This is a genomic window from Eubacterium album, from assembly GCF_025336545.1.
Taxonomy (GTDB): Bacteria; Bacillota; Clostridia; order Lachnospirales; family Lachnospiraceae; genus Eubacterium_U; species Eubacterium_U album.
In genome coordinates this window covers 32338-57362 of record NZ_JAODBU010000013.1, presented here as the reverse complement: position 1 = coordinate 57362, position 25025 = coordinate 32338, and the positions used below count along the sequence as shown (strand labels likewise).

At 39.9% G+C, this 25025-nt stretch carries 31 protein-coding genes, 2 tRNA genes and 1 pseudogene; 27 read left to right on the top strand and 7 right to left on the bottom strand.

What is annotated here, in order from left to right:
• Positions 1-28: 28 nt before the first annotated feature.
• The 10 genes from N5B56_RS12205 to N5B56_RS12160 all read left to right on the top strand — a co-directional run bounded on the left by N5B56_RS12205 (position 29) and on the right by N5B56_RS12160 (position 7159).
• Positions 29-1273 carry a DUF5711 family protein gene (locus N5B56_RS12205; protein WP_117910640.1) on the top strand — a complete coding sequence of 415 codons (1245 nt, stop codon included), beginning with the start codon at positions 29-31 and terminating at the stop codon, positions 1271-1273.
• Positions 1274-1315: 42 nt separating this feature from the next.
• Positions 1316-2029, top strand: coding sequence for a CvpA family protein (locus tag N5B56_RS12200; RefSeq protein WP_260979080.1), 714 nt, complete (start codon positions 1316-1318; stop codon positions 2027-2029).
• Between the two features lie 219 nt (positions 2030-2248).
• A tRNA-Glu gene (locus N5B56_RS12195) sits at positions 2249-2320 on the top strand.
• A gap of 64 nt (positions 2321-2384) precedes the next feature.
• A tRNA-Cys gene (locus N5B56_RS12190) sits at positions 2385-2455 on the top strand.
• 414 nt (positions 2456-2869) lie between these two features.
• A complete protein-coding gene (locus tag N5B56_RS12185; RefSeq protein ID WP_117910638.1) occupies positions 2870-3445 on the top strand; it encodes an ECF transporter S component in 576 nt (191 codons plus the stop codon).
• Positions 3446-3569: 124 nt separating this feature from the next.
• A complete protein-coding gene (locus tag N5B56_RS12180; RefSeq protein ID WP_022089185.1) occupies positions 3570-4115 on the top strand; it encodes a TIGR01440 family protein in 546 nt (181 codons plus the stop codon).
• 89 nt (positions 4116-4204) lie between these two features.
• Positions 4205-5941 (top strand): hypothetical protein, encoded by a 1737-nt coding sequence (locus tag N5B56_RS12175; protein WP_260979079.1) that lies wholly within the window; start codon positions 4205-4207, stop codon positions 5939-5941.
• Between the two features lie 108 nt (positions 5942-6049).
• On the top strand, positions 6050-6232 hold the full coding sequence (locus tag N5B56_RS12170; RefSeq protein ID WP_022089187.1) for a DUF951 domain-containing protein: 183 nt from the start codon (positions 6050-6052) through the stop codon (positions 6230-6232).
• A 146-nt stretch (positions 6233-6378) separates the two neighbouring features.
• Positions 6379-6738 (top strand): hypothetical protein, encoded by a 360-nt coding sequence (locus tag N5B56_RS12165; protein WP_260979078.1) that lies wholly within the window; start codon positions 6379-6381, stop codon positions 6736-6738.
• 46 nt (positions 6739-6784) lie between these two features.
• The gene (locus N5B56_RS12160) at positions 6785-7159 is read left to right on the top strand and encodes a fibronectin type III domain-containing protein (protein WP_260979077.1); all 375 of its coding nucleotides are present in this window, start codon (positions 6785-6787) and stop codon (positions 7157-7159) included.
• 47 nt (positions 7160-7206) lie between these two features.
• Here N5B56_RS12160 and N5B56_RS12155 read toward each other — a convergent pair whose 3' ends face one another.
• The 6 genes from N5B56_RS12155 to N5B56_RS12130 all read right to left on the bottom strand — a co-directional run bounded on the left by N5B56_RS12155 (position 7207) and on the right by N5B56_RS12130 (position 13454).
• Positions 7207-8934: a recombinase family protein gene (locus N5B56_RS12155; protein ID WP_117788317.1), complete on the bottom strand. Its 1728-nt coding sequence runs from the start codon at positions 8932-8934 to the stop codon at positions 7207-7209.
• Positions 8934-9206: a hypothetical protein gene (locus tag N5B56_RS12150; protein ID WP_173794053.1), complete on the bottom strand. Its 273-nt coding sequence runs from the start codon at positions 9204-9206 to the stop codon at positions 8934-8936. Before N5B56_RS12150 ends, N5B56_RS12155 begins: the two co-directional genes overlap by 1 nt.
• A 48-nt stretch (positions 9207-9254) precedes the next feature.
• On the bottom strand, positions 9255-10544 hold the full coding sequence (locus N5B56_RS12145; RefSeq protein ID WP_117788320.1) for a plasmid recombination protein: 1290 nt from the start codon (positions 10542-10544) through the stop codon (positions 9255-9257).
• Between the two features lie 326 nt (positions 10545-10870).
• Positions 10871-11086 carry an LLM class flavin-dependent oxidoreductase gene (locus N5B56_RS12140; protein WP_260979076.1) on the bottom strand — a complete coding sequence of 72 codons (216 nt, stop codon included), beginning with the start codon at positions 11084-11086 and terminating at the stop codon, positions 10871-10873.
• 399 nt (positions 11087-11485) lie between these two features.
• Positions 11486-12859, bottom strand: coding sequence for a DNA primase family protein (locus N5B56_RS12135; RefSeq protein WP_227143262.1), 1374 nt, complete (start codon positions 12857-12859; stop codon positions 11486-11488).
• Positions 12843-13454, bottom strand: coding sequence for a CHC2 zinc finger domain-containing protein (locus N5B56_RS12130; protein ID WP_117522847.1), 612 nt, complete (start codon positions 13452-13454; stop codon positions 12843-12845). The genes N5B56_RS12135 and N5B56_RS12130 overlap by 17 nt, the downstream gene beginning before the upstream one ends.
• Positions 13455-13674: 220 nt before the next feature.
• On the opposite strand from N5B56_RS12130, the gene N5B56_RS12125 reads away from it, so the two are divergent.
• From N5B56_RS12125 to N5B56_RS12100, 6 genes are all read left to right on the top strand, one after another.
• The gene (locus N5B56_RS12125; RefSeq protein ID WP_346432208.1) at positions 13675-14247 is read left to right on the top strand and encodes a hypothetical protein; all 573 of its coding nucleotides are present in this window, start codon (positions 13675-13677) and stop codon (positions 14245-14247) included.
• On the top strand, positions 14232-14537 hold the full coding sequence (locus N5B56_RS12120; protein ID WP_428979613.1) for a hypothetical protein: 306 nt from the start codon (positions 14232-14234) through the stop codon (positions 14535-14537). Before N5B56_RS12125 ends, N5B56_RS12120 begins: the two co-directional genes overlap by 16 nt.
• A gap of 77 nt (positions 14538-14614) precedes the next feature.
• The gene (locus tag N5B56_RS12115) at positions 14615-15382 is read left to right on the top strand and encodes an ABC transporter ATP-binding protein (RefSeq protein ID WP_044963530.1); all 768 of its coding nucleotides are present in this window, start codon (positions 14615-14617) and stop codon (positions 15380-15382) included.
• Positions 15372-17444, top strand: a complete 2073-nt coding sequence (locus N5B56_RS12110) for an ABC transporter permease (RefSeq protein ID WP_260979075.1) — start codon at positions 15372-15374, stop codon at positions 17442-17444. Before N5B56_RS12115 ends, N5B56_RS12110 begins: the two co-directional genes overlap by 11 nt.
• 19 nt (positions 17445-17463) lie before the next feature.
• Positions 17464-18141 carry a response regulator transcription factor gene (locus N5B56_RS12105; protein WP_033121503.1) on the top strand — a complete coding sequence of 226 codons (678 nt, stop codon included), beginning with the start codon at positions 17464-17466 and terminating at the stop codon, positions 18139-18141.
• Positions 18138-19163, top strand: a complete 1026-nt coding sequence (locus N5B56_RS12100; protein WP_117522843.1) for a sensor histidine kinase — start codon at positions 18138-18140, stop codon at positions 19161-19163. Before N5B56_RS12105 ends, N5B56_RS12100 begins: the two co-directional genes overlap by 4 nt.
• 52 nt (positions 19164-19215) lie before the next feature.
• On the opposite strand, the gene N5B56_RS12095 is transcribed toward N5B56_RS12100, so the two are convergent.
• Entirely contained in the window at positions 19216-19464 is a 249-nt protein-coding gene (locus N5B56_RS12095) for a DUF6061 family protein (RefSeq protein WP_085531192.1), read from the bottom strand.
• 221 nt (positions 19465-19685) lie between these two features.
• Between N5B56_RS12095 and N5B56_RS12090 the strand changes: the two genes are divergently transcribed.
• The 11 genes and pseudogenes from N5B56_RS12090 (at position 19686) to rpsR (ending at position 24795) form a co-directional block, all read left to right on the top strand.
• Positions 19686-20198 (top strand): CAP domain-containing protein, encoded by a 513-nt coding sequence (locus N5B56_RS12090; RefSeq protein ID WP_260979074.1) that lies wholly within the window; start codon positions 19686-19688, stop codon positions 20196-20198.
• A 177-nt stretch (positions 20199-20375) separates the two neighbouring features.
• Entirely contained in the window at positions 20376-20690 is a 315-nt protein-coding gene (locus N5B56_RS12085; protein WP_260979073.1) for a hypothetical protein, read from the top strand.
• A 30-nt stretch (positions 20691-20720) separates the two neighbouring features.
• The gene (locus N5B56_RS12080; protein ID WP_260979072.1) at positions 20721-20906 is read left to right on the top strand and encodes a hypothetical protein; all 186 of its coding nucleotides are present in this window, start codon (positions 20721-20723) and stop codon (positions 20904-20906) included.
• A 6-nt stretch (positions 20907-20912) separates the two neighbouring features.
• Positions 20913-21041 (top strand): annotated as a pseudogene (locus tag N5B56_RS13570) (hypothetical protein); the annotation flags it as partial.
• Positions 21042-21078: 37 nt separating this feature from the next.
• On the top strand, positions 21079-21495 hold the full coding sequence (locus N5B56_RS12075; protein WP_260979071.1) for an MBL fold metallo-hydrolase: 417 nt from the start codon (positions 21079-21081) through the stop codon (positions 21493-21495).
• A gap of 270 nt (positions 21496-21765) precedes the next feature.
• Positions 21766-22122, top strand: a complete 357-nt coding sequence (locus N5B56_RS12070) for a GntR family transcriptional regulator (RefSeq protein WP_260979070.1) — start codon at positions 21766-21768, stop codon at positions 22120-22122.
• Positions 22122-22820 (top strand): ABC transporter ATP-binding protein, encoded by a 699-nt coding sequence (locus tag N5B56_RS12065; protein WP_117910634.1) that lies wholly within the window; start codon positions 22122-22124, stop codon positions 22818-22820. Before N5B56_RS12070 ends, N5B56_RS12065 begins: the two co-directional genes overlap by 1 nt.
• The gene (locus tag N5B56_RS12060) at positions 22814-23593 is read left to right on the top strand and encodes a hypothetical protein (protein WP_260979069.1); all 780 of its coding nucleotides are present in this window, start codon (positions 22814-22816) and stop codon (positions 23591-23593) included. Before N5B56_RS12065 ends, N5B56_RS12060 begins: the two co-directional genes overlap by 7 nt.
• 117 nt (positions 23594-23710) lie before the next feature.
• Positions 23711-24001, top strand: coding sequence for a 30S ribosomal protein S6 (gene rpsF, locus N5B56_RS12055; protein ID WP_022089191.1), 291 nt, complete (start codon positions 23711-23713; stop codon positions 23999-24001).
• 26 nt (positions 24002-24027) lie between these two features.
• A complete protein-coding gene (locus N5B56_RS12050; protein ID WP_117910632.1) occupies positions 24028-24477 on the top strand; it encodes a single-stranded DNA-binding protein in 450 nt (149 codons plus the stop codon).
• Between the two features lie 54 nt (positions 24478-24531).
• The gene (rpsR, locus tag N5B56_RS12045) at positions 24532-24795 is read left to right on the top strand and encodes a 30S ribosomal protein S18 (RefSeq protein WP_022089193.1); all 264 of its coding nucleotides are present in this window, start codon (positions 24532-24534) and stop codon (positions 24793-24795) included.
• Positions 24796-25025 lie beyond the last annotated feature (230 nt).

The following is a 25025-nucleotide window of genomic DNA, read 5'->3' as shown; positions in this document are numbered from 1 at the left end:
CGCAGATAAGGTACAGGAAGTAAGAAAAGTGAAGTTAGCAAAGAAAAGAAGAAAACTCAGAGTTATTAGACCTGATACAGTAATTGAGTCAGAAAAATCACGGGAAGATAAATCAAGAAATCTAAAAATAAAGGTAATAACAATAATTGGAATTGTATGCGCATTACTTTTAGCAATATATTTATTTTGTGTTTATCGCACATACAATAACTATAAAGTCAGAAAGACAATAAAGATAGAAACAGGAACAAACAGCCAGTATCAGGCGTTTGGCGAATTTGTAGTAAAATATAGTAACGATGGAATTTCGTACATCAATGGAACAGAAACCATTTGGAACGAAGCGTACGAAATGAAATCACCAATAGTAGACGTTTGTGGAGATTATTTAGCGATAGCGGATAAGAATAGTAATACTATTTACATTTTCAATAAAAAAGGAAAAGTCGGTGAAGTAAACACAAGTTATCCTATAATTAAAATTGAAGTGGCACAACAGGGTGTGGTTGCGGCACTTTTAGAAGAAGCAAGTGCAAATTATATTGAATTATATGATAAAGAAGGAAATCTTATCGTTTCACACAAATCATTGCTTAGTGAAAATGGATTCCCATTATCGTTTTCAATTTCAAATGATGGTGAGAAAATGATGACATCGTACTTATCAATTAAGGAAGGAAGTACTGAAAATCAGGTGATTTTCTATAACTTCTCAAATGTAGGTAAAGACGAAGTTGACAGAGTGGTAGGCACATTTAATCAATATGGAGAAACTATAGTACCTGCAGTATATTTTGTGTCAAATGAAGATGCGATAGCGATTGGTGATAATGTTCTTACTATATATAAGATGAAAGAAAAGCCAACAATTAGAAAAGAAATAAAATTTGATAAAGAAATACAAAAGGTATTTTATAATGAAAAATATGTAGGACTTATATTTGAAAACTCAAAAGGGGATACTCCATATAAAATGGAAGTGTATTCTTTGAGTGGAGAAAAAATCATGTCTAAGGAAATAGAGATGAATTTGGACCATGTTAAATTTGCAGGAAAAAACGTGCTAATGTATGACGACGTTACATGTGAATTGATATCCCTTAAAGGCGTGGTTAAATTTAAACACGTATTTACAAAACAGTTAGACGCGATAGTTCCTATGGAAAGTACAAATACATTTTTGCTTATGACAAAAAATAAGATAGAAGAAATCAGTCTCAGATATAGTTTGAAGAGTCCGGTTACAAAGAATAAACAGACAGCAGAAGAATAAATAAACTGTTACAAGTTACAGATGAAAATAAATGGAGGAAAAATGGAAACAATATTAACAGTTGCAGTAATAGTATTTATCGCACTTATGATATTTATTGGGCAACATAGAGGAATGATAAAGATGATATTTTCGTTGGCATCGATGTTAATAGTTTTAATTTTAGTTCAGATATTAACACCAATTACGAAAGATTTTATAGAAACAACTCCGGTGTATGATGCAATTTCAAAGCAGGTTACACAATATGTGGATGAAAAAATAGTAGATGTATCAGACAGCATTTCCCAGACCGGAGAAACAGCTCAGAAAAATACAATTAACAGTTTACCGTTGCCAAAAAGTGTAAAGGAATCGTTAATTAAGAATAATAATGCTGATGGCTACATAGAATTAGGTGTAGAAAATTTTAGCCAGTATGTAGCAGAATATTTGATAGATTCTGTGTTAAATGCATCTACATTTATTTTGCTATTTGTTGTTTTGACGCTGCTGGTTCAGCTGGTGGTTCATTTGCTTGATATAATATCAAAGCTTCCGGGAATAAATATGTTAGATAAAGGAGGCGGAGCTGTTATCGGACTTATAGAAGCAGTCTTTGTACTTTGGATTGCATGTATAATAATTACAGCATTTAGTGCAACAAGTTGGGGACAGCAGGCATGCGATGCAATTGGAAATAGCGTATTTTTAAGTCTGATATACGACAATAATGCAATTCAGATGTTTTTAAATAACCTCAATCTTCTTGCATAATATTTATGAAAATGAGAAGAATATCAGTAGATATTGCGGATAAATATTTATGGAAATGATAAAAATATCAGTAAGCGTCGTGAACAAATGAGAATAATATAGAAAATAAATATTAAAAATATTTAAAATAATACAAATATTGAAAATAATTGTTGACAAACACGATACTATTTGATAAATTAAAAAAGCTGTAAAAAGTGGATTGGAAAAATCCACTAAGGCTCCATGGTCAAGCGGTTAAGACACCGCCCTTTCACGGCGGTAACAGGGGTTCAAATCCCCTTGGAGTCATTCAAGAAATTATTCTTGACTGAAAAAAGAACAGTTGCTATAATGTAATAGTTCTATATTTTATGGCGACATAGCCAAGTGGTAAGGCATCGGTCTGCAACACCGCTATCACCAGTTCAAATCTGGTTGTCGCCTCTCTATTTAAAGAAATCTTAGCAATAAGATTTCTTTTTTTGTTATACACAATGAGCCAAATACTTTTAGCTTTTTGCTTGCAAAAAAAACTAAAAGTATTTGGCGAATGTTTAATCACCGAAAAGAAGCGAAGCGGATTTGAGGTGTTAAAACATGGCGAAGCCAAGTGTATAACAAAATACAAGACGAAGAAGCAAAGCCGATTTGAGGGGGTTACACATGGCAAAGCCATGTGTGTAATACAACTAACTGGTATTGTCAATTACATAAAAACTGACTATTTATCTAATACCATATATTGATAAAATTGTTTAAATAAGAATTATATTAAAAGAAAAAGGTCAGAAATAAAGCAAAGACGTTCATATATGCTTGATGGATTTACAGATTTCTGATTAAAACAGGAGGAAAATTATGAACAATTCAACTGAAAAAATTGTTAAGTTAGTTTTAGCTGCAATGTTTGCTGCACTTGGATGCGTAGCAACAATGATTATCAGAATCCCTACTATTGGAACATCAGGATATGTTAACATTGGTGATACAGTAGTTTTATTAGCAGCATGGGTATTAGGAACATTTTATGTAGGCAACAAAAAAGGCAAATTAGTAGATGAAAATCTTTTCTTTGCAGCAGCCGCAGCAGGATTAGGACCGGCACTTGCTGATTTAATTGCAGGATACACAACATATGTACCTGGAACATTTATTATTAAAGCACTTATGGGTATTGTAGCAGTTCTTTTATTTAAGATAATTGCAAAGGCAAATAAGCATTTGGCATTTGCAGTTAGTGCAGTAGTAGCTGAGTTAGTAATGGTATTCGGTTACTTCTTATATGAAAGCACACTTTTAGGATACGGAATGACAGCAGCAGCTTCAATTCCAAGTAATGGAGTTCAGGGAATTACATGCCTTGTATTAGGACTTGTATTAGTTGAAGTTTTAAACGCAAGCAATGCATTTAAGAGCGTATTAAAAGTTAACTAAATAACAAATTATTAAGCTAATAATAAATATAAAAGGAGTTGCTGTAATTTTAGTTGCGGTAACTCCTTGATTTTTTATATAATAAAGGAGTACAATCACTCGTAGAAAACAGGAGGCGATTTTTATGTACGAGGAAATTAGAAAACAGGCAGAAAATGTTGCCAATGAAATATGTGATGCAGGTAAATTAAAAAAAGGACAAATCTTAGTAGTAGGTTGTTCATCAAGTGAAGTTTGTGGAGATAAAATAGGAACAAACTCAAATCTTCAGGTAGCTGAAGCAGTTTTTGAAGGAATTTATAAGGTCACTCAGGAAAGAGGAATCTATCTTGCTGCACAGTGCTGTGAACATTTGAACAGGGCGATTATAGTAGAGCGTGAGGCTGTGCCAAATGCATATGAAGTAAATGTTGTACCGCAGCCAAAAGCAGGTGGCTCATTTGGAACTACAGCATATAACACATTTAAAGATCCTATAGCTATAGAAGAAATTCAGGCAAATGCAGGGATTGATATCGGTGGAACTTTAATAGGAATGCACATAAAGAAAGTGGCTGTACCTGTTAAAATGGAAAATAATATAATAGGTCAGGCAAGGGTAATTGCTGCACGAAGCAGAGCGAAATTTATCGGAGGAGGAAGAGCTCATTACAACGAAGATCTAATGTAAATGATAAGAATAGTTTATTGTAATAAAGAATAAATAAAATACAGGAATAATTTATTTACTGAAGGTTTATATATATGGAGGAATATTTAATGTTGAAAAATTATACTGAAAAAACATCGGTTGCAAAAACGATTATAGCACTAATAGTAGTAGCAATATTAGAATTTATTGCGTTCTACATTTTGTTACCGCCACTTAACATACATGATATAGGAAGCTGGATTTTTCAGGGATTCTTTGTACTATTGTTTTTGATTGCAACATTTTTTTGCAGTAAGGAAAATAATATTGAGCAGCTAAGTGTAACAATAGTATCAAAAATTGTAACGGCTGTTATCGCAATTGGCGTGGTTGTGGTAGTGATTGGCGGATTAACATCTTTAGAAATATTTAACGCTTCAAGATATTCAAGTCTTATCAAAGTGAAAGAATGCAAATTTGAAGATGAAATCGCCCAGACAGACACAGTCAATGATATTGCGCTTATGGATACAAAGAGTGCAAGAGTTGTCGGCGAAAGAGCAATTGGCTCATTATCAGACCTTGTAAGTCAGTATGTAATTAATCAGGATTACAACCAGATAGATTACAATGGCCAGCCAAAGAAAGTAGCAACGCTAGAGTATGCAGATTTTTTCAAATGGTTTAACAACAGAAAAAATGGTATACCGGGATATGTTTTGGTAGACCCTGTGGAATTTGAAGCAGAATATATAAAATTAGACAAACCAATTAAGTATACTTCTTCAGCACGATTTAATGACAAATTACAAAGAAAACTTAGATTTGAATATCCTACAGCAATTTTTGAAGGATATTATTTTGAATTAGATAATGATGGAAATCCATATTATATTTGCCCAACATTAACAGCAAAGATAGGCTTGTTTGGTGGTAAAGACGTAAAAGGCGTTGTCATATTTGACCCTTGCACAGGCAAAAGCAAATATTATGATGTAAAAAATGTGCCACAGTGGGTAGACAGAATTTATGATGGTGATTTGGCAACGAGAAAATTCGACTGGTATGGAACTTTGTCAGACGGATTCATCAACAGCATAATAGGTCAGAAGGATTGTAAAATAACAACAGAGGATTATGGCTACAAGGTAATGGATGATGACGTATGGATTTACACAGGCGTAACTTCTGTTATTGACGATTCATCTAATATTGGATTTGTAATGATAAATGCAAGAACCGGAGAAACAAGATACTTCAAGGCAGCAGGTGCAGAAGAATTTTCAGCAATGGACGCAGCAGAAGGCCAGGTCCAGAATTTAGGATACAAGGCTTCATTCCCTGCAATCATAAATATAGGTGGCGAGCCAACATATTTCATGGTTTTGAAGGACAAGAGCAACCTCGTAAAACAGTATGCCCTTGTAAATGTAAAAAAATACAGCATTGTTGCTACTGGAACAACGCAAAGAGATACGCTTTCTTCTTACAATAAACTTATGAAGGAAAATAATTTGGGCAACAAGCAGGCAATCGATGACATGAACAATGATTTGCCAAATATTAATATACGGGTTACTGATGTTGAGTACATTACAACAGACGGCGAAACTTATGTATATATTTCTGATGAAAATAACAATGTGTACAAAGAATTGTTCGCCGAAGATGAAAGTCTTATTTTCATCAAGCCGGGCGCACAGATAACAATTTATTATGAAGAAGATAAGAAAGATGGCAAGAAAAATGCGGACGAAAGTCAGAGCACTACAGATGGTGAAAGTCAGGAAAATGGCTTGGATAATGCAAAATATGACAGCCAGAATATAAAGACAATTGTTAAATGGAAAGCTCAGGGAGAATAAATATAACACATTCTAAAAATTTGAAATTCACGAATTTTAAGAATATAAGATTATATTCTAAGACTGTTTAACAAATTTAATAAATTAAAAAACAGGGAGGCGATTAAAATGGATTACAAATTAGGCGATAAAGTTGTATTGAAAAAAGGTCATCCTTGCGGAACAAACGAATGGGAAATAATTCGCGTTGGTGCCGATTTTAAAATAAAATGTCTAGGCTGCAATCATATAGTAATGCTACCTAGAAAAACATTTGAGAAAAGTGTAAAAAAGTACTTGGGGAATGAGTAGGAAATTGGTTAAATAATGTAAATAAAAATAGTTATTCCAAAATGCGAACAATTCTACACAAGTAAAATTGTTCGCATTTTTTTGCACTTGCTATTTTATATGTTAGCAAATAAAATTATAGCGATAAAAATTGGGAGGATACAGTTATGAATTCTATTATTAAAGATTATTGTAAAAATAATGCCACAAATGTTTTGGATAATGATGAATATGAATTAGTTAATTTGTTGTTTAAAGAAAAAATATTTGTATTATGTAATGAGGACACAACTTTATTTAAAAATAGTGAGGATTTAAGTTTAACATTATATTTAAGTGAATCTGTTGCTGAAAATGAAAGTTTGGCTAATAACTTAAGTTATGTTGAAGTGTCTGACATTAATTGGTTGTACGGTCAGATATTAAAATTTAAAGATTTAAGTTTCATAAACTTTGATGACGGAGATTTTAGCGTAACTTTGGATGTTGGAACTTTTTTAAGTTGTTTAATGTGTAATAACGTTTAAAAAAGTGAAACTATAAATATATTTTTTTATTTGGGAGGTATTAGAAATGAAGATTTTAAGAAATTTTGTTTTAGTTTTAATGATAGTTTTAGGTGTTGGACTATGTTTTAATCCGGCAGAAAAAGTAAATGCTGCATCAGGTGTAGGAACAGTTAAAAATATAAAGAAATCAAAAGTTAAGTATGTATGGAATAAAAAAGTAAATGGTAAGTTGTGTTCTGGAAATTACAGAACCATTTCATGGAAAAAAATAAAAGGTGCAAATGGCTACGTAGTTTATAGGTATGATGATTTACTTAACGAATGGAACAAAGTTTTAACAACAAAAAATAATAGTTTCATTATTTCATCTTTATTGCAGGATGAGACTTTTACTATAAAGATTTGTGCATATAAAAAAGGTAACAAAGGCAAGGCTTAATAGTGACAAGTAACTATTTTGTCGCAGAGAACGGTGTGACCCGAAGGTCACGCCGTTTTTCTGCGTTCATAGGTTGTTTGTGTGACAATAGGCTCGGAAATAACGGGAATATCCACATCGTCCACAAAGTTGAAAAAAATCTTCACTTTCTGCTTGCGCTTGCCGCTGGACTTGTCCGGGGCATAGACAACGATCTTCTTGATATACTCGTTCACGATGGTCTGTGTCAGTTCCTCCACATCCACATATTTCTGTGTCAGGGCGATAAAGGCATCCAGACCGTCATTCATTTCTTCCCGCTGTTCCACCCATTCTTCGATAACTTCAATTTCGAGCTTTAACCGTTCCTGTTCGGCTTCATAGTCCGCAGACATCTTTCTGTATCTGTCCTGATTGAGATTTCCAAGAACATAGTCCTCGTACAGCCGGGAGATGATGACATCCAGATCGGCAAGGCGTTTCTTTGCCTGTTCCAGCTTCTTTTTGTCATCCCGGATGCTGCGCTCCTGGTCAGTCCTGCGGCATTGCAGCCATTCCTCCTGAAAACCGTCCACATCGCTTCGGATATACTCATTGACTGCCCGGATGCGTTCCAGAACGATTTCACGAAGCACATCTTCCCGGATATAGTGGGCAGTACAAGTACCACGGTTGCTCTTGTAGTTGTTGCAGACGTAGTGATCCTGCTTGCCCTCAAAGCTTTTGCTTGTGGCAAAGTGGAGCTTGCCGCCGCAATCGGCACAAAACAGAAGCCCTGAGAACAATCCCTGCCGTTCCGCTTTTGCGGGGCGGCGTTTGTTTTTCCTCAGTTCCTGCACCCTGTCAAACTGTGCCTGAGATACAATCGCTTCCTGTGTGTCCGGCAGATAAAACATATTCTCCGGCTCATTGGGAATCCGCTTTTTCAGCTTGTAGGACTTGGAATAAGTCTTGAAGTTGCAGGTACAGCCTGTGTACTCCTGCCGTTCCAAAATCCCTACAATGGACTGGTTGCTCCAGTGGTACGGTCTTTCCGGCATCGGCTTTTTCTTTCGCTTGGCATACAGAGCTTTTGCGGTCAGAATCTGCTTTTCTTCCAGAATCCTTGCAATCTGCTCCGGGCCTTTGCCGTCAATGCAAAGGTCGAAGATGAGCTTGACTACCGGAGCCGCTTCTTCATCCAGAATCCAGTGATCCTTGTCCTCCGGGTCACAGCGGTATCCGTAGGGCGGTTTGCCCATGTGCTTCCCACTGGTTCCTCTCTGCCGCAAACTGACACGGACTTTCTTGCTGGTATCACGGGGATACCACTCGTTGAACAGATTACGGATTGCGGCGAAGCCCTCGCTGTCTCCCCGGTTGCTGTCCACACCGTCATTTACGGCGATAAAGCGGACATCGTAGCTCGGAAAGATAATATCCGTATATTGTCCAACAGTCAGATAGTCACGACCAAATCGGCTGAGGTCTTTGACCAGCCAGCAGCCTACAAGCCCCTGCTTGACAAGCTCAAAGCCCTCCTGCACACCGGGACGATTGAAGTTCGTCCCCGTATAACCGTCATCCACCAGAATTTTCAGGTTTGTATACCCGTGGTTACGGGCATATCGGGTTAAATACTCTCGCTGATTTGCGATACTGTTACTCTCTCCATCTTGGGCATCCTCATTGCTCAAACGACAGTAGAGAATGGTAATTTTCTGCTGATCCAACATAATATCCTCCTTCGGTTGTTGGTCAGCCGACAGTACCGTTGTGCATACTGGAATTATATCATGCTTTTGTGTCGCAGTCATTAACAAATCACCCCCTTGTCAGAAAAAATGAGCCGTTTTACCTTGTCGGCAAGCGGCTCATTCCCGTCACATTCTGTTTCAATCACATACCATGTGTTCCCGATCTTACGCTCAATGGTTTTGCGGAAAGAAGACTGCGCTGTTTCCCAATGCTTGCGGCATTCTTCCAAAAAATCAATGGGCGGCTCAAAAATCGGGTCGAAGCAGGAGTAAATATCAATATAGCCGATGGCATCATTGATTTCTTCCATCGGGGCATCTTCCATAATCATCTTGTTAATTTCCTCTACGGTTTTATTCATAGGCAAATAGTTCCTTTCTTAAATTTCCATATCCTGCCTACGCTTACGGGCAGGGTGCTTATGTTCCTGTGTTTCCTTTCCTCTGGCGAGAATGGCATGAACAAAAGCCCAAACCCTTTCAGACGCAATCTCTATCGCATCCAAGAAAGGCTGGGCTTTCTGTTTCAGTTCCATATATTTTTCGTTTACTGCTTCATACCGCTGTTTCCAGATGGAAATTGTTTTTTCAGCAGAAGCCAGTTTCTCTTTCAAACGCTTATTGTCAGCATTGGCAATAATGCCGTTGACCGCATAGCGTTTGAGTGTATCGCACTGATCCGGCGTGAGCGAGACATTTCCGGTGAGGGCATTTTTCTTGCCCATTTCCTCAATATCCTGCACCGTCAGCGCAATGGTCTTTGCTGCCTTGGTTTCCTTTTGCAGAGCTTCCAGTTTCTTTTTCTGCTTCTCCGTAGCAGCCTTGGCATCCGCCAAACTCTGCTCGGCCTGTTCCACCTGTCCGGTCACAGTTTCCAGGCGGTGCTGTTCGGCCTGTACCTTGAACTGTGTCACCGTCAGATGTTCCTCGGTACTGCCACGCTCTCCACGCTCCACATCGGTATATCCGGCGGCTCGCATGAAATTAAAAAAGTCATCCTGCAGCACACTGTAGGACGACTTCAAAATCTTTTTCCCTTTTGCGTTCAACATCGGATTGCCATCTTCATTGAGAACGGGTTTGGATTCCCATTTCTTACTGCGGCTGACCTGTGTGATCGTTTCTTTTACCGTTCCCCGGAGGAATTCATCCTTGCACCGCTTCGACCACAGGATTTGCTTTTCCACCACCGGGATATAAACCACATGGAGGTGGTAGTGATACACATCCTCGCCCAGGGCTTCGGACATTGCCCGGTTGCGCTCATCGGCGTGCATCACAGCGGAGAGGATATACTGCTCGCCGCCCACAATCTCCACGGCGGCTTTGTAGGCATCGGCATAGAACTGTTTGGCATATTCATAGCCGCCGTGGTTGTGGAAGTAGGCAGAGTTTACATCAAACAGCAGCTCCCCATATTTCACCGCATCGGCTTTCAGACCACGGGTGGAGATAACACCATCTGCAATCATCTGATCGAACATGGCGGCATAGCTGTCGGTAGGTTTCTTGAAGTGGACATTGCGGTGGGTCTGGGTGGTATCAATATCTTGATTGGAGTAGCTGTCTTTTTCTCGCTCGTTATGCTCCTGAACTTTCGCCACATCGTCGAGGGTGGGCAAGTCCTGGTTACGGGCAAAGGTACGGTCAATTCCATCGTTTCTTGCCATAGGTTTTTTCCTTTCTTTCGAGAGTAGCAGACGGGCGGGGCTGCGGGGATGCACTTCTGCGGAAGTGTAATAACCCACTATAACACTTTCATCCATTCTGGCTGCAAAGTGCCGTGGGCTCTCCCGAGGGGGTATGCGGTCACTGCGGTGACCTCTGCTGACCAAGGCAAAATGTCTGCAACTTTTCCCATGGTCAGCCCGTCTGCATGAAGCTGTTCTGCGGAACGTTTCTTGCAGACGTTGGCAGCGTCTTTCACTGCCATCCATAGGCAGCACTGCGGTGTGCCTATGGGGACGGGAGATGCGAGGGGCTGTTGCCGGGGGCATCACTTCTCCCGTCTTTGCTGCCATACAATGTCGCATCCCAGCACATCGGCAAGCTCCAATACTTCCTTGTATCGGATGCTTTCCCGCTGTAATTTTGCGGACAGGTTGGAAACGCTGTCGCTCCATCCGTACTCGTCCGAGAGCAGGTCAACAACTTCCTGCATGGTCATCCCAGCACGGATGGTCTGTGCCTTGATTTCATTGCGTACATTCATATTGAAAAATCCTTCATAATTCTGTTTGTGGTTCGGTACAATCTCTGCACCCCAAAACGGAGCAGATACACCGAACAGTGAAAAATCTGCAATCTCTGAAATCCGTTCAGAATTTTGCTTGTGATGTCCTGTCCATATATGACCATATCCCGCTTTACTGTTTCGTGTGATTTGGTCTGGAAAAATGAAAACATCTATTGTTCCGTGAACAGGGTACACGGTTCAGAGAAGCACGATTTCGTGAAATAGCTTCGTCCTGCGGTCAAAAACTTTGCTGTTTCCATTGCCATTGATTTTCAATACCCGAAAACAGGTTGTCTCTGAAAGCCGTTGTTTCCTATAATGGGAGAAAACAGGGGTAAATGCTGCGTACATACGTACAGAGCATGACTGGCAAAATCAATCCCGCCATTCCTCCGGTACGTACGTACATGACGAAACATCGTAAAACCCATTTATATGAGGTCTTGCCACAGCTTCCACACCCATAAATCCCCACACCCGCCGTCCGGCAGAGTTGGTGATGTTGTTGCAATGTTCCAGATTGAATCTCCCGGCATTGGCAATCATGGCGTCGCTGAAGCTGCGGGCTTTCAGCGGTGCAAGGGAATTTTCTTCGCACCACATCCGGTAGATTTCATAGAAATCCTTGGAGCTGATGGACGCATCCGCTTTGCACCGGATGTATCCCTCCGATTCCATGAAATCAAAGATATTATTATTGTCACGCTTGACCGCTTCCCGGTTTTCCCGGATACGGTCACTCTCTGTGAATTTGAAGTTGTTGGCAACAAGCCGCTGCAATCCCTCCAATGCCCACAGGAAGATGCCCTCGGCTTCGGCTTTCATCTTCTCCGCAAGGTCAGGATCATCAGCTCTATCCACAGGCTTTTCCTTGGTGGTCAGCACAAGCTGTCTGCGATAAAATCCGTCACTGCGATCATAAAGAGCTTGCAAATCGCCGTTGCTGAACGCAAGCAGCCGGGCGAACATCCAGCCCTGATAACTCTGCTTGCCCTTGCGTTCCAAATCCATCTTGCCCTGTGCTGTCACGATGGATTTCACATAGTTGGTCTGGCGCAGAGCTTCCATCCGCATATCATCATCCACGCACAAGAGGATATGTTCCAGATCGGCACGGGCAAAGCGGTTTTCGGAAATCTTTCCGATGCTGCCGTCTTTCATATTCATGCCAAAGATTGCCGAAAGCACCGCACCGATTTGGGATTTACCCTCGCCGCCGTTGCCCTTAATCACCATCATGCGCTGTCCTTTGTTGGAGGGAATCAGGCAGTAGCCGATAAACTCCTGCAAAGTGGGAATGTCCTCTGTATGAAGCAGGTCATCCAGAAAGTTCAGCCAGACCACAGGAGCAGGAGCATCGGGATTGTAGGCAACAGGCAGACGGCTCCGCACGATAGCAGGTCTGCCCTCAGTGAATGTTCCGTTCTGCAGCAGCGTACCGTTGGCAACATGAATCCGATCCTGCTCCGGAGGAAAGTCAGGCACTTGTGCTTCCAGTTTCAGCACCTCCAGAATATTGGTGATCTTCCGGGGGATGTTGTTCACGGCACAGAATTTCAGCTTGTCGTAAATCTCACCCCGGAGAGGGAGATCGTCTGTTACCCGACCATCGGGCGTAAAAAAAGCTCCGTTTGCGAAGATGATTCTGCGCTCACGCAGAAATTCTTCACAGAACAGAGCTTCATTGATGTTCTGCCCGTCAAACCAGATCGGCAGATTCATATCCGGCATTTTACCTTTCTTCCCCATGGGACAACCCCTCCTTTCGTTTCCGTGCCACATAGTTCCGAAGGAAAGCAATCTTGCTCTCCTTCATTAGCTCGTCCACCACGGCAACCCGTTCTTCTAAATCACCGACTGTCAAAATATCTGCCAGATATTCGATATAATCAATCATCTGGCAGGCTTCCACAAAACGGTCATCCAGATCATCGTCCGGTGTTTTCGGTGCATATCGCACTTTCCAATCTTCCAGCAGATGCAGATAATCCATCAGCACCCGGAAGCACAGCATTTCGTCCTCCCGAAACTGACGGATATAGGGACGTTTGGGCTTGAGCATAGCTGCGGAAGTGGGCGGTTTCGGGTCAAGCCCAAAATCCGAAGCCAGCTTTTGTGCTGCTTCATAGCTGCTCAGATCGAACGACCTTGCCACGAAGTCGATCACATCCCCCTTGACTCCGCAGCCAAAGCAGAAGAAATAATCCTCATTCAGCCTCATGCTCGGATGCCTGTCATTGTGGAACGGGCAGCAAGCCATGCCGTTTCGGTTGACTTTCAGCCCGTAGTGTTCGGCGGCTTGCTTTACGCTGATTGCCACCTTGATGGTTTCATAGATTGTCATAGAAAACCTCCGTTCATAGTATTCAGAAAGCACGAAACACCCGCCGTGATTGGCAGGTGCTTCGCTCCGTCTACTATTGTTATGCCGGATTTTTCAAAAAACAGGCTAATCGGTGGACAACCCCATTTCAAAAAACAGGACAGCTTTTCGGAGGATGTAGATTTCTTCACATTTGCATGATATAATGAAAGAAATGAAAAAACAGGACAGGAGAGCAAGCATGAATCAAGAATTGATGACATTGGATTTTTGGCAGGATACAATCATATATGAGGACAAAGCACTTCCTATCGGCACTCTTGCCTGTGATGCGCTGAATGTTTCGGCGGATACTCTTGCCAAAATGAATGAACAATGCCAGAAAATTAATCTACTGCTTGGAATGCTGAACGCCGGACAGGACGCTTCTGCACTCTTTCCTATGGCAAGGGAAGCTGCATTGACAATGTTAGAGATTCTCAGCAAAACGCCGCCGTTCTCCTATATGGATATACCAAAGCACCGGGAACGGATAGAAAAGGTTTTTACTGCGGACAGCGCACAAAAATATGTGGAGTTTGCTACAAAAGCTGCAACCAATTCTTTACCGTTTGAAGAAGTTCCGAAATATGCTGATGCGGCGATGCTCCAACGTTATACCGCTGTATTCGGACATTTGGCATATTCTCTTAGGGAATACCAAACCGCAGTGCTTGATTTTGCGGAAAAATCAGACAGCAACGAAGCAGACCGTACCGCAGAGGGCTTTGCAAAAATGTTCGGCAGCTATTTCCCGCCATGTTCGATCAGATGATTGCCGAGGGTGCTATCCATGCAGTCTGGCTGAAACAGAAATCCAAAACCAAGCGCAAAAAGAAAATCACCGCCGCAATCTACGAATACCAGGCAGACTGCGACGGCGAATGGGGCGAAATATCAGTTGATTTTGAGAACGGCACAGCAGAAATCATTCGGCTTGCTGATTGGGATACAATTAAAACGAACTGGTTTGCCAATGAGGCGATCCGGTATATTTTATCATTGTCGCCTGATGCTCTTAAAAAATATATGCTCGTCCCCCTTGAGCCGCCACTTATATCCTGAATCCTTACAACAACTGTAAGTGGTATTTGCTGTGTTCCCATGCTATCATTTTATTACAAATGATAGGAGGTATTCACATGAAACCCATTTTGAATATTGAAAATTTAACAAAAATCTATGGCAATGTGCCAAGTCAAACAAAGGCACTGAATGGGATCACCTTCCAGGTGATGCCGGGAGAGTTTCTCGGCATTATGGGAAGCAGTGGTTCCGGTAAATCCACGCTTCTCAACTGTATTGCAACTGTGATTCAGCCCACCGGTGGGAGCATTCAGGTGGAAGGCGATACTCTGCAATCCCTCAAGGGAAAGGCTCTTGCAGAGTACCGTGGCAAAAAAGTTGGTTATCTATTCCAGAACTTTGAATTGCTGAACAACCTGACTGGCAGGGAAAACATCCTGCTCCCGACTTCCTTGCATGGGGTATCCGAAGCAGAAAGCAGCCAGCGGCTGAAGCAGTTGGCTGACTATCTGGAAATCACTGATGTTCTGGATAAGTTTCCGTCCAAGATGTCCGGCGGCCAGCGTCAGCGTGTTGCGGCAGCAAGGGCTCTGATCTTACATCCCCAAATGATCCTTGCCGATGAACCGACGGGTGCGCTGGATTCTAAGAACGCAAGAAGTCTTATGGAGAAGCTGTCCGGCCTGAATCGTGACGAACAAGCTACGATCCTGATGGTAACCCATGATTCCAATGCCGCCAGCTTCTGTAAGCGCATCCTGTTCATCCAGGATGGCGTGATCTTTCATGAGCTTCGGCGTGGAGACGAAAGCCAGCAGGAGTTCTACGGGCGCATCCTGAAGGTGATGGCGCAACTGGGAGGGGGCAGCGCAAATGTTCTCTAATCTCATTCTTCGGAACAGCCGCCGCAGCCGAAAGGAAAACGGTCTGTTTTTCAGCTCCCTGGTGATTTCTATTGTTGCCTTTTACATGATTCTTTCCATCTCCACTCAAGATGTGATGCTCTTTTTGCAGAAAATGGAGAGTGACGCAGTTGACAAACTCCTGCTTCTGATTCCTGCGTTTTATGGGATGACCCTCGGTATTCTGTTCTTTTTGATCTATTTTGCCTGCAAGTATCAGTTCGAGCGCAGACGGCATGAGTTTGGTGTTTATCTAATGTTGGGGATGCGTAGAAGTAAACTGTTTGGTATGCTTCTGGCGGAAGATTTCCTGACCAGTATTCTTGCCATGCTCATAGGCTTACCTGTGGCTGTGGTGCTTTCAGAAATTGTCAGTCTTGTCACCGCCAAGCTGGTAGGCATGGGGATCATCGGTCATCAGTTTTCTTTATCCTGGTCTGCGATTGAATGGACGCTGGCAGGATTTCTGGCAATTAAGCTGACGGCACTTCTGATTTTGAGTGGACGAATCAGCCGCCAGGAGATCGGTACTTTGCTATCCCAGCCAACGAACCGCCCCAAAAAGCAAATGCCATCTGTTATCTATGGACTGGCTGCTATATGCGGAAGTGTGATGTTGGCAGTGGCTTACTACATGGCGATTCAGGGAATTGCATGGACAAAGGTAAGTATGATGGGACTGACTTTGCTGTTGGGCATAGTTGGTACGATGCTGCTTTTCTATGGGATGCGTGCGCTGATTGCTTTGATTGTTAAGAAAGGAAAAGGAAATAAGCAGCTTCATGTATTTACCTTCCGGCAGATTCAGGAGAATGTCATTCATCAGTCAAACTCCATGGCCATCAGCTCCCTGCTGATTCTGGCGGCGCTGTGTTGTTTTGGTGCGGGCGTAGGAATTGCAGGAACGAATAACCTGTCTTCTGGCTATGTAATCGACTATACTTTTGAAGATCATACTGCAGAAGATTCATCGCAGGTTCTTCCGAATATAAAGGCAGTCCTGAAAGAAAACAGTTTGGAAAATCAATTTTCAGAGCTTTTTGAAATGAGGGTTGGGCGTATTCGCACCACAGAAGATTATGATAATGCCTACAGCATGGACGCTGTTATGGACTCTCTTCGGAGCCTGCCCCAGTCGGAAGACCGGGATGTCCTTCTGAACAATCTTGGTTATGCCACATACCCATATTTGATTTGTTTATCGGACTATAATCGTTTGTTGGAATTGTCCGGCAATCCGGCTCTCCAATTAGGCGAAAAGGAGGCCACTGTCTATATTGATACAGAGTTTACTACGGCAAGCCGTACCGCAATGCTGAACCAAGTATTGGCCGGGCAGCCCAAGGTGGAACTGGATGGTAGTCCGATTCATCTTACAGGAGAGGTTCAGTCTGTGAATTTGGTCACGGACCGTTCTATAACCTTGTCCTTTGCATTGATTCTTCCGGATGAAGCATTCCTATATTATAGTCAGGGAATGTATGATACCTATGTCAATGCGGTGCTCAGTGAGCAAGCTCTGAATGGAAATAGCCTTATGACTGCATATTTGGATTTGAACGAGAAGCTGGACGAAATTGACATTGAATATGAAAGCTATCTTCAGAATATGGGTCGTCAGCTTTTCTACACCATAGCATCCAGTTATATTACCCTCTATCTTGCGATTGTTTTCCTGGTAGTTGCCAACACCATCGTGGGTGTTCAGTTCCTGATGAGTCAGCAGAAAACCGGGCGCAGATACCAGACTCTGATCCGCCTGGGAGCTACTTACGAAACCCTTTGCCAGTCTGCTGGAAAGCAAATTACCTGGTTTATGGGACTTCCTGTATTGGTTGCGGCTGTCAGCAGTTTGTTTGGAGTCAGGGCGTTATTTACAGGGATACTCTCGTCCCGAACCCGTGGGACAGTGGCTGAAATGATGTTTGTATCTGCTGCTATGATTTTGCTGCTTTGCGTGATAGAATATATTTATATGAGAGTGGTCAAGCGCTCCAGCGATCGGTATTTGCTGACACTGATGCAGCCACAGAGAGAAGAATAATTTGGAAGGAGGTGCTGTCGTGAAAAGAATTGCTGTTGTGGAAGATGAAGTCTATATGCGGGAAGAACTCTGCAATATGCTCCAAAAGGACGGGTATCTTGCGGAGGCAATCACCGAGTTTGAAGATGCCGCTCGGCTCCTGGCAGCCCTCCGTCCTGACCTTGTGATCTTAGACCTGAATTTGCCGGAGATCAGTGGCTTTCAAATCTGCCAGGAACTAAAGAATAAAACCGCTATCCCCGTCCTGGTACTAACTTCCAGAGATCAGGTAAAGGATGAACTGCAAGCGTTCCACTTGGGTGCCGATGAATATTTGACGAAGCCGTGCAGAAAAGATCGACTTCTTGCCAGGGTATCCAATATTCTCAAAAGGTATGAAGGCCGTACCAATCTCATAGAGGGACCAGATTTCCTGTTAGACCAGCAGACCTACACGCTTTATATTCATAATACCTCTGTCGTGCTTCCAAAAAATCAGGGAAAACTGTTGGTTGCTCTTTTGTCCGGCGGCGATGCTCTGGTCACGACGGAGCAACTTTGCATAGCACTATGGGGAACCACGGAATACATAGACGAAAATGCCTTGCAGGTTAATCTGACCAGGCTGAAAAAGACGATGTCCGGTCTTGAGATGAAGCAGCGAATCGTTGCGGTTCGTGGGATGGGCTATCGTCTGGAAACGGGGGTGGCTCCATGAAGCAGCTTTGGCGCATAACAGAGCGATACTACCCCTGGCTATTGTTGCTGTTGGGCGTGGATTGCTTTTGTGCTATCATTCTTTGGATTTCTGACATTCAGGCATTTCAAACCTTGATTGGGTTAGTAGTTCTGACAAGCCTCCTTTTGTTTTCAGTGATTCTGTTTGTACTAAACAAGCGGGAGACTACCCGCCGAGAGCTGTTCCGGGATTTCCTCAGTGATCCTACCATCTGCAACGAGGAACGGCTGCTCAGTGCCATCAGCCGGGAAGAAGGAGAATCTATCCGGCTTCTGGCATCAGTTTTACAGGAACACAAAACTGAGAGTAACAGTATGGCAGATGCCCTACAGGACTATGAAGAATATGTGGAGGGCTGGGCACATGAAGCGAAAACGCCCCTATCGTTGTTGACCATGCTCCTGGATAATCGGAGCGACGAAATATCTCCTCCCCTGCAAGCAAAGCTGGATTATGTCCGCAGTCAGCTTCAGGAGGATGTCACTCAAATGTTATACTATGCCCGGTTAAAGAGCAGTACAAAGGATTATCAGTTTGAGGATATCAATTTGAATCAGTGCTTGGGGGAAGTTCTGGAGGACTATGCCCCACTTCTGGAAGAAAAGCAGTTTGTAATTCTCAATAAACTGCAATCTGAAACAGTCTATACAGACCGTAGAGGGCTTCAGTTTATGTTGGGACAGATCGTGAGCAATGCCATAAAATATAGCAGCGATAGTCCCATGCTAACGATCTCTATGATACATTCGGAGACCGCAGATGTCCTTTCAGTTGAGGATAACGGCATCGGTGTAAAAAAATATGATCTGCCGTATATTTTTCAAAAGGGCTTTACCGGGGATTCTACTGACAGCAGAAAGAAAGCTACCGGTATAGGGCTTTACCTGGTTAAGAAGATGGCTGACGATCTAAACCTTCGTCTGGAAGCTGCTTCCCAGTGGGGAAAGGGCTTTAAGATAGTCATCTTCTTTCCAAAATTGAGATCCAACGGAGGAAAATAAATAAATAAACAGAAAAACGCCCGCAGGATTTTCTCCTGCGGGCAGCGTGTTGTCAGCTATCCAAAGGCTTGTATTCTGTTACAGTTTTCAGATAGGTTTCGGGATCGCCATTCAATATCAAGTCAGCATATGCTATCGGGTCATTGTAGATCAAATAATCCAACTCTGACCGCTGATACATATTGTCTGCAATCTCGTTCTCAACAGCGATAGTGTCAATCGCAATCATTCTGCCGTCCCTGAATTTCAGTTCCACACAGCAATTATCCATAGTGTAAGCACAAGATATTAAGGTTTTCATGGTATGTCTTCCATAATTCGAAATATAAAGCGAAAATCCCGTCTGACTTCCTGTTAGAAATCAGACGGGATTTGTCCGTATGCACCCCGGAAACCGTCAGCTAACAGTTGATAAGTAAATTAGTTCCTTATCACTGTTAAGCCAAAGTTTATGGTGACTATTCTAAAGAGTTTAAATATAAGGAAAATACTTCTATTAGTTTAAGAAATAAGAAAAAGTTAATGACTAAGGGTTGTTATGCTGAAGGAAAAGACGGGTATTGTGAATATGCATCTAAGCAGGCATTTATTATTCAGAATCAGTATCGTGCCGAAAAAGGTATTGCTCCCCTTATTTGGTCAAAAGAATTGTTTGACGTTGCAAAGATAAGATGTAAAGAATTAATCAAGTTATTTTCACATACTAGACCTAATGGTGAAGATTGTTCTAAACTTTTTATTGAGTTTTTTGGACGAGAAAGATGTAGACGTTTTCAAACTAATTATAGCGATTGGACAAAAGCTTCAGGTGAACTACATGTTTGTAGTGCAGAAAATTGCTATAATGAAAATATTGGGCATGGACTTTTTAGTGTTAGTGGGATAATGATATCTTGGAAAAATAGTCCAGGACATTTGCGTACTTTAATAAATTCTCGTTATGTTTCAGGCACAATAGTATGTTATTTTGATAATTCTGGAGAACAATACTGGACTAGTTCTTTTGCAGTAGTTGATATCGATAATATTAAATAAATTAATTGTGGCAGGTTTTAAAGAAATATAATATATATTTTTTTAAGATTATAAGTGTATATTTTTAAGGACTTTAAAATACAACATAAAGCGATAACCACGTGTTGTTTTAATGCATTTTAAAGTTGACACACATTTGTAATTAATATTTAAAAAACAGAGGAGAAATAGAAAAATATGAAAAAATTATGTGATTTATTAAGAAAATATGTAACTGTAGGAAACGTTTGCGGATTAGTAAATGTATTAATTAACTGTTTTGCCTATGCTTGCACATTTATGTTAATTTATGTATATTTATATAAAGATGAATATACGTGGAGAAATAAATACATTTTCGCCAATAAAGAGGACGTTGTAACTACAGGCTTGATGGTATTTGCGCTTTTTTTAGAGATATATTTCGCTTGTTTTGTTTTAAGAACTTTTTTAATTCCTATAATAAAGGAGATTGTGGAACTAATAAAGAAAAAGCGTTCATTGGAAGAATAGTACGTTAATTAAGAGCTTATTTCTTCATAAATGAAATTATCAGAAAGAAGGTTTAATATAGTAGATTTGTCTTATGGTTTATTAATATTTGCAATTATTGCAGCTGTATTGGGATTAGTCCTCATATTACCGCTCTTGTTTATTAAGGTGGAGAATAAACAAGATATTGAAGTCGCAATTAGAGGATTGTTGCCCGGAGATGACTGTGGTAAATGAGGTTATAAGGATTGTGATGAGTTAGCCTCTGCAGTTGCAAAAGGTGAATGCGAGTTAGATGAATGTGTTATAATTGATAGTGAGCTTGCAGAAGAAATATATGCGGAATTGAATTCGGAAGATGAAACTGAATAGGAAATGCAATGTAATTTAATGTAACAGGAGAATTGTTATGAAGTATTTATCAAAATTAAAATATTTTTTCGTATTAGTTTTTTTAACTTTATTTGTATCTGCAACAAGTCTTGATGTAGATGCTGCGACAAAATTGAAAGTGCATTTTGTTGATGTAGGTCAGGGTGATGCAACTGTTATTCAGTATGGAAACAGTTATTCGCTGATTGATACCGGAACCGAGAGTAACTATCCTAAATTAAAATCATATTTGGATAAAATAGGTGTATCCAAAATTTCATCGTTAGTACTAACTCACCCTGATGCCGACCACATAGGTGGTGCCGATTTGCTTATCAGAGATTATAATGTAAAAACTGTATATATGACATCGAAAACTTCTACAACAATGGAATATAAAGAAGTCCTAAATACAATAGATAATATTTTGTCTATAAATGACGGGTTACATTGATAACCCGACAAATACAATTATGTAAATGATGTTATGTAAATTAAAATCTAAGTAATTATCATAAAATAAGAAGATATTTCAGCAATGGAATGTCTTTTTATTTTTTCCAAAATAAAAAAGAATACTAATCCCACCATGTAGTTAATAAAATATTAAGAAAATCATTTAAAAGAAATAGTTGACATTATAAATGTATATTGTATATTTGTATTAAGCAACTAATACAAATATACAATATATTAATTTGCGTTATATAAGGAGATGAGAGAGATGCCTTGGAAATTTGAGAGTGACAGACCAATATATGCTCAGATATTAGAGCAGATTAAGGAACGCATAATTGTGGGAGAATATCCGCCTGGAAGCAGGCTTCCGTCAGTAAGGGAATTAGCTACAGAAGCAGCAGTTAATCCTAATACGATGCAGAGAGCGATGGCGGAACTTGAGAGAGAAGGATATGTAGTAACTAATAGAACGACTGGTAGAACAGTAACAGATAATGTGGGAGTAATTATGGAATCTAAGAAGAGTACAGCAATAGAATTAACACAGAAATACATTGAGAAGATGGAACAGCTGGGGTTTAGCAGAGAACAGATTGTGAAAATTATAGAGGAGGGAAAATAATGAGCATAATATTTGAATGTAAAGATTTGACTAAAAAATATGGAGCTTTTACTGCAGTAGAGAATCTTAATCTTTCTATTGAAAGAGGAAAGATAATTGGCCTTTTAGGACCTAATGGAAGTGGAAAGACAACACTTATAAAGATGTCTAACGGTTTACTTACACCGACTAAAGGTGAGATATTAATTGATGGAAAGAAAGTAGGAGTTGAAACAAAGAGCATAGTTTCATATCTACCTGAGAGAACATATTTGAATGATTGGATGAAAGTTAAAGAAATGGTAGGATTCTTTGACGATTTTTATGAAGACTTTGATGCTCAGTGTGCTTATAAGATGTTTGAAAGACTTAATATTAACATTAATGATAAGTTGAAAACAATGTCAAAGGGAACTAAGGAAAAGGTTCAACTTATTTTGGTTATGAGTAGAAAGGCTCAATTATATTTCCTTGATGAACCGATTGGAGGTGTTGATCCGGCTGCGAGAGATTATATACTTAACACAATTATAACTAATTACAATCCGGAAGCTTCTGTTATTATTTCAACACATTTGATTTCAGATGTTGAGCAGATATTAGATGAGGTTGTCATGATTAAGAATGGACATTTAGTTATGCATAAGACAGTTGATGAGATAAGAGAAGAGGAAGGAAAGTCAGTAGATGAACTTTTCAGGGAGGTATTTAAATGTTAGGAAAATTATTAAAATATGAATATAAAGCAACTTCAAGATATTTTATAGGATTATATATAGTTTTGGCGTTGCTTACAATTGGTAATAAAATTATGCTCATAATTGAGGACACATCAGATGTACAGTTGAGAGTAGTTGATATATTGTTTGGAATCATAATGGCAAGTTATGTCATAGCTATTATAGCAATCGCAGTAGCAACTGTTGTATTAATGTTAAGAAGATTTTATTTTAATATGCTTAAAGATGAAGGATATTTAACATTTACACTTCCGGCTACAGTAGGACAGCACATTGCAAGTAAAATGATAGTTTGTATTACATGGTTTATAGCAACAATAGTATTGACTGTAGTTTCGATTTTTGTAGTAACTTATAGTAAATATATCGATTATGCAAGATGTATATCTGATAGTGTGCAGGAATTAACTCAATTAGGTGCATGGGGATATGTTGCTGAAGGCATAATTGCAGCAATAGTGACAGTAATAGGTATGCCAATACTTATGTATGCATGCTTAAGCATCGGACAGCTTTATACTAAGCACAGAGTAGTTGGTGCAATATTAGCTTACATTGGATATTACATAATAAATCAAGTTGTATCATCAGTATTTTTGGTTATATGTATGCATAGTTTAGGTAATAGTTACGATATTAGTGCATTTGCAAATCAGATATTTATATTTGGTATAGTTTTATCAATTGTGGTTTCGATTGCAAGTTATATAGCAACTTATTACATATTAAGTAAAAAGTTAAATTTAGAATAAAATTTTCTTGCATTTGCTCTTGAATTATGATAAAATGTCAATTCGTGATATATATTAATTTTCCTTGCTTTCCTAAATGAAATAGGGAGGCCAGAGACCAAAAGGAGGTAAGAAAGCATGAACAAGTATGAATTAGTAGTTGTTGTTAGTGCAAAACTCGAAGAAGAAGAAAGAGCCGCTGAAATCGAAAAGGTAAGCAACCTTGTAACACGTTTTGGTGGAACAATTACTGACGTAGAAGAATGGGGTAAGAAGAAATTAGCTTACGAAATTCAGAAGATGTCAGAAGCTTATTATTACTTCATTCACTTCGACACTGATAACACAGATTGTCCTAACGAAATAGAAGATCAGATTCGTATTATGGAAAATGTTATCAGATATTTGTGCGTAAAGGTTGAGGCATAGGTTTTTGAAACATAAAGAGGTATAATATGAATAAAGTTATTCTTATGGGTAGATTAACCCGTGATCCTGACGTAAGATATTCACAGGGCGATAGCCCAATGGCAATTGCCAGATATACATTAGCAGTTGATCGTAGATTTAGAAGAGACAACGACCAGCAGACAGCAGATTTCATTTCTTGCGTAGCATTTGGAAGAAATGGAGAATTCGCTGAAAAGTACTTACATCAGGGAACTAAGATTGTAGCAGAAGGTCGTATTCAGACAGGAAGCTATACAAACAAAGATGGTAATAAAGTTTACACAACAGAAGTTGTAGTAGAAAATCAGGAATTTGCTGAAAGCAAAGCAAGTGCTTCTAATAATGAAGGTGGTTTCCAGCCACAGGCACAGTCAGCTCCAACAGCTCCAGCCGGAGATGGATTTATGAATATCCCTGATGGTGTTGAAGATGTAGGATTACCATTTAACTTTTAGAGATTAGACGATTAACATAAACATAGTTAATTAGTATTATAGGAGGTCAAAACTATGGCATTTAATAAGAGTGAAAGACCTGATTCTCCAATGAGAAGAAGAGGCGGTCGTAGAAGAAAAAAAGTTTGCGTATTTTGTGCTAGTGAAAACAACGTAATTGATTATAAAGACACAAACAAATTAAAGAGATATGTATCTGAAAGAGGAAAAATTCTTCCTAGAAGAATTACTGGAAACTGCGCTAAGCACCAGAGAGCTCTTACAGTAGCAATCAAGAGAGCAAGACACGTTGCTTTAATGCCTTACACAGTAGAATAAGGTTATATAAAAAGACTTTCCATGTGGAAAGTCTTTTTTTGTCTTATAAAGGTATTTATATAGATAAGGTTTTTTTTATTTCATATCTCCTTAAAAGTCGAAATAAGGCGAAATGTTACAAATTAATATGATAATTTTAATGGTATAATTTAAAAGTAACATGAATAAAATGAAAGAGTAGTGCGTAGAAAAATAAATAATTATAGTGACGCATGAAAAAAATCAGAGAC

What these genes read in the sequence shown, in the direction of transcription:
- N5B56_RS12150 (WP_173794053.1), bottom strand. Translation starts at nt 9,206, where the DNA reads ATGATTATGGAAGATGCCCCGATGGAAGAAATCAATGATGCCATCGGC.
- N5B56_RS12060 (WP_260979069.1), top strand. Translation starts at nt 22,814, where the DNA reads ATGTTAGGAAAATTATTAAAATATGAATATAAAGCAACTTCAAGATAT.
- N5B56_RS12095 (WP_085531192.1), bottom strand. Translation starts at nt 19,464, where the DNA reads ATGAAAACCTTAATATCTTGTGCTTACACTATGGATAATTGCTGTGTG.
- N5B56_RS12170 (WP_022089187.1), top strand. Translation starts at nt 6,050, where the DNA reads ATGGATTACAAATTAGGCGATAAAGTTGTATTGAAAAAAGGTCATCCT.
- N5B56_RS12175 (WP_260979079.1), top strand. Translation starts at nt 4,205, where the DNA reads ATGTTGAAAAATTATACTGAAAAAACATCGGTTGCAAAAACGATTATA.
- N5B56_RS12155 (WP_117788317.1), bottom strand. Translation starts at nt 8,934, where the DNA reads ATGACTGCGACACAAAAGCATGATATAATTCCAGTATGCACAACGGTA.
- N5B56_RS12140 (WP_260979076.1), bottom strand. Translation starts at nt 11,086, where the DNA reads ATGAATGTACGCAATGAAATCAAGGCACAGACCATCCGTGCTGGGATG.
- N5B56_RS12085 (WP_260979073.1), top strand. Translation starts at nt 20,376, where the DNA reads ATGAAAAAATTATGTGATTTATTAAGAAAATATGTAACTGTAGGAAAC.
- N5B56_RS12165 (WP_260979078.1), top strand. Translation starts at nt 6,379, where the DNA reads ATGAATTCTATTATTAAAGATTATTGTAAAAATAATGCCACAAATGTT.
- N5B56_RS12125 (WP_346432208.1), top strand. Translation starts at nt 13,675, where the DNA reads ATGAATCAAGAATTGATGACATTGGATTTTTGGCAGGATACAATCATA.
- N5B56_RS12200 (WP_260979080.1), top strand. Translation starts at nt 1,316, where the DNA reads ATGGAAACAATATTAACAGTTGCAGTAATAGTATTTATCGCACTTATG.
- N5B56_RS12080 (WP_260979072.1), top strand. Translation starts at nt 20,721, where the DNA reads ATGAAATTATCAGAAAGAAGGTTTAATATAGTAGATTTGTCTTATGGT.
- N5B56_RS12065 (WP_117910634.1), top strand. Translation starts at nt 22,122, where the DNA reads ATGAGCATAATATTTGAATGTAAAGATTTGACTAAAAAATATGGAGCT.
- N5B56_RS12130 (WP_117522847.1), bottom strand. Translation starts at nt 13,454, where the DNA reads ATGACAATCTATGAAACCATCAAGGTGGCAATCAGCGTAAAGCAAGCC.
- N5B56_RS12075 (WP_260979071.1), top strand. Translation starts at nt 21,079, where the DNA reads ATGAAGTATTTATCAAAATTAAAATATTTTTTCGTATTAGTTTTTTTA.
- N5B56_RS12180 (WP_022089185.1), top strand. Translation starts at nt 3,570, where the DNA reads ATGTACGAGGAAATTAGAAAACAGGCAGAAAATGTTGCCAATGAAATA.
- N5B56_RS12050 (WP_117910632.1), top strand. Translation starts at nt 24,028, where the DNA reads ATGAATAAAGTTATTCTTATGGGTAGATTAACCCGTGATCCTGACGTA.
- N5B56_RS12110 (WP_260979075.1), top strand. Translation starts at nt 15,372, where the DNA reads ATGTTCTCTAATCTCATTCTTCGGAACAGCCGCCGCAGCCGAAAGGAA.
- N5B56_RS12090 (WP_260979074.1), top strand. Translation starts at nt 19,686, where the DNA reads ATGACTAAGGGTTGTTATGCTGAAGGAAAAGACGGGTATTGTGAATAT.
- rpsF (WP_022089191.1), top strand. Translation starts at nt 23,711, where the DNA reads ATGAACAAGTATGAATTAGTAGTTGTTGTTAGTGCAAAACTCGAAGAA.
- N5B56_RS12185 (WP_117910638.1), top strand. Translation starts at nt 2,870, where the DNA reads ATGAACAATTCAACTGAAAAAATTGTTAAGTTAGTTTTAGCTGCAATG.
- N5B56_RS12115 (WP_044963530.1), top strand. Translation starts at nt 14,615, where the DNA reads ATGAAACCCATTTTGAATATTGAAAATTTAACAAAAATCTATGGCAAT.
- N5B56_RS12120 (WP_428979613.1), top strand. Translation starts at nt 14,232, where the DNA reads ATGTTCGATCAGATGATTGCCGAGGGTGCTATCCATGCAGTCTGGCTG.
- N5B56_RS12160 (WP_260979077.1), top strand. Translation starts at nt 6,785, where the DNA reads ATGAAGATTTTAAGAAATTTTGTTTTAGTTTTAATGATAGTTTTAGGT.
- N5B56_RS12100 (WP_117522843.1), top strand. Translation starts at nt 18,138, where the DNA reads ATGAAGCAGCTTTGGCGCATAACAGAGCGATACTACCCCTGGCTATTG.
- N5B56_RS12070 (WP_260979070.1), top strand. Translation starts at nt 21,766, where the DNA reads ATGCCTTGGAAATTTGAGAGTGACAGACCAATATATGCTCAGATATTA.
- N5B56_RS12145 (WP_117788320.1), bottom strand. Translation starts at nt 10,544, where the DNA reads ATGGCAAGAAACGATGGAATTGACCGTACCTTTGCCCGTAACCAGGAC.
- N5B56_RS12135 (WP_227143262.1), bottom strand. Translation starts at nt 12,859, where the DNA reads ATGGGGAAGAAAGGTAAAATGCCGGATATGAATCTGCCGATCTGGTTT.
- rpsR (WP_022089193.1), top strand. Translation starts at nt 24,532, where the DNA reads ATGGCATTTAATAAGAGTGAAAGACCTGATTCTCCAATGAGAAGAAGA.